This window comes from Sandarakinorhabdus oryzae, assembly GCF_009733735.1.
GTDB classification, from domain to species: domain Bacteria; phylum Pseudomonadota; class Alphaproteobacteria; order Sphingomonadales; family Sphingomonadaceae; genus Sandarakinorhabdus; species Sandarakinorhabdus oryzae.
The window spans coordinates 1-2,263 of the sequence record NZ_WNJP01000281.1 but is presented as its reverse complement, the minus strand read 5'-3'; the positions used below and the strand labels follow the sequence as shown (position 1 = coordinate 2,263).

Genomic DNA, 2,263 nt, shown 5'->3' with positions numbered 1-2,263 from the left:
CCGCGAGGCCAAGCCCGGCACCGGCGAGCCGCTGGCGGTGCTCGGCGTGGCCCCCGGCCCGGCCACGCGCCCGGCCGAAGAGAAGTGACCGGCCCATACCGGCCCATGCCTGCACCCGAATCGGGGCATTGGTGGGAGCCAATCCCATGATGACCGCCGGTCAAACCCCACACAGACTTATCCACAGCCCCTATTGGCCTGTGAAACGACCCAGAACAGGGAGAGAACATCGCCCGAATTGGCCCGTCTTGCCCAAGGATATCCCCATTTAATGGGGCCTTTGCCCATCAGATTCCATTGAGACCCATAAAATCCCATGCTACACCCGTTTTCCACAGCGGGTGAGTCCGCCGTGCTGTCGTTTTTCTGACCCAGGCGGTTCGGGGCGGGAACGGCAGCAACGGCAACCCGCGGCAGGGGTATGGGGTGTCGGGCAGCATTTATCTTGGCTATGGGCTGAACGCGGTTGACGCGAAGAACCGGCTGTCGGTGCCGGCGAGCTTCCGCGACGTGCTCACCGCGAAGACCGGCGGCAAGCAGGTGCTGGTCGGCCCGGGCCATGTTGGCCGCCGCTGCCTGATGGCCTTCGACGCCCAATATGCCGCCGAACTCCACGCCCAGCACGCCGCCCGCCACGCCGATACCGGCACCGCGGCGGCCTATGACGAACGCGCCTTCGTGTTCGGCAGCGCCCAGCCGCACAGCATCGATGATGCGGGGCGCATCGTGCTCTCGCCAGTGCTGCGCAAGATCAGCGGCATCACGAGCCATGTCTGGTTCGTCGGCGGCTATGACTATTTCGAACTGTGGGACCCGTGGACGTTCAAGGCGCAAGCCGGCCTGCCCGAACTGCAGCGCATCCAGATCGAGATGGAGCTGGAAACCCGCGGCCTGCCAGTGGAAGGCCCGGCGGCATGATGGCGGCGCCCCACATCCCGGTGCTGTTGGCCGAGGTGCTGGCCGCCCTCGCGCTGAAGCCCGGCGAGACCTATGTCGATGCAACGCTGGGCGCCGGCGGCTATCTGCGTGCGGCCCGCCAGCAGAGCGTGGCCCATGCCTATGGCTTTGATCGCGACCCGCAGGCGCACGAACTCAATGCCGATCTGGCCGGGGCCAGCGACGTCACCCTGATCCGCCGGCCGTTTTCCGAACTGGTCGAAGGCCTGGCCGATCATGGCGTGACGGCGGTGGATGCCATCGCCTTTGATATCGGCGTGTCCTCGATGCAGATCGACACGGCCGAACGTGGCTTTTCCTTCCAGGCCGATGGCCCGCTCGACATGCGGATGAGCCAGGAGGGCATGAGCGCCGCCGATTTCATCAACACGGCCGATGAGGAAGCGATCGCCGACGTGCTCTACCATTTGGGTGACGAGCGCGCCTCTCGGCGCATCGCCCGGGCCATCGTGGCCGATCGGCCCTTCACCCGCACCAGCGAACTCGCCGGCCTGATCCGCCGCGTGCTGGGGCGCGGCGAGCCGGGCAAGGACCCGGCCACCCGCAGCTTCCAGGCGCTGCGCATCCACGTGAACGACGAGCTGGGCCAATTGGACGCCGGGCTGGTCGCCGCCGAACGCCTGCTCAAGCCCGGTGGCCGGCTGGCGGTCGTCTCCTTCCATTCCGCCGAAGACCGGCGGGTGAAAAATTTCCTGCGCGACCGTTCCGGCAGCGCGCCGGCGGCTTCGCGCCACGCGCCGCTGGCTGCCCCGTCGCGCGCCGCCAGTTTCGAAAAACCGATGAAGGCGGTGCGACCTTCTGCGGCCGAGATCGCCCGCAACCCCCGCGCCCGCAGTGCCACGCTGCGCAGCGCAGTGCGCACCGCTGCCCCCGCCTGGGGCGCCGTCACCCAAGGAGGCCGCGCATGAGGCAGTATCTGTCCGCCCTGCTGTGGATCGCCGGCACCACCACCGTGGTCGCCGCCGCCCAGGTGATCACCACCCGCGCCGCTGCCGAACGCCGCGCCGTCACCCGGCTGAATATCGAACTGGTCGAGAACACCGTGCGCGTGCGCGAACTGGAAGCCGAGTTGCGCACCCGCGCCGGCCTGCCCGAGTTGCAGCGCTGGAACGACGCGGTCTTCCAGATGTCGGCGCCGAGCGGCGGGCAGATCCTGCGCTCGCCGGTGCAACTGGCGAGCTTTGCCGCGCGGCCGGAAGCGCCGCCGCAGGTGCAGTTCGCGGTGGCTGAATCTGGACGGGCAGCACCGGGCAGCATCTTGCCACCGGCGGCCACCGCGACGATGCCGCCGGCCAGCGGGCCCGTG

At 68.7% G+C, this 2,263-nt stretch carries 3 protein-coding genes; all 3 read left to right on the top strand.

Annotated features, from left to right (window positions below):
• The first annotated feature begins 426 nt into the window (after positions 1-426).
• Positions 427-918 (top strand): division/cell wall cluster transcriptional repressor MraZ, encoded by a 492-nt coding sequence (locus GJ693_RS15590; protein ID WP_156257155.1) that lies wholly within the window; start codon positions 427-429, stop codon positions 916-918.
• Entirely contained in the window at positions 915-1,865 is a 951-nt protein-coding gene (gene rsmH / locus GJ693_RS15585) for a 16S rRNA (cytosine(1402)-N(4))-methyltransferase RsmH (RefSeq protein WP_156257154.1), read from the top strand. Before GJ693_RS15590 ends, rsmH begins: the two co-directional genes overlap by 4 nt.
• A partial coding sequence (locus GJ693_RS15580) for a hypothetical protein (protein ID WP_156257153.1) occupies positions 1,862-2,263 on the top strand: 402 nt, incomplete at its 3' end. The genes rsmH and GJ693_RS15580, both read left to right, overlap by 4 nt.

Excerpts from the sequence above, each read along its gene's own strand:
- rsmH (WP_156257154.1), top strand. The coding sequence starts at position 915 with ATGATGGCGGCGCCCCACATCCCGGTGCTGTTGGCCGAGGTGCTGGCC.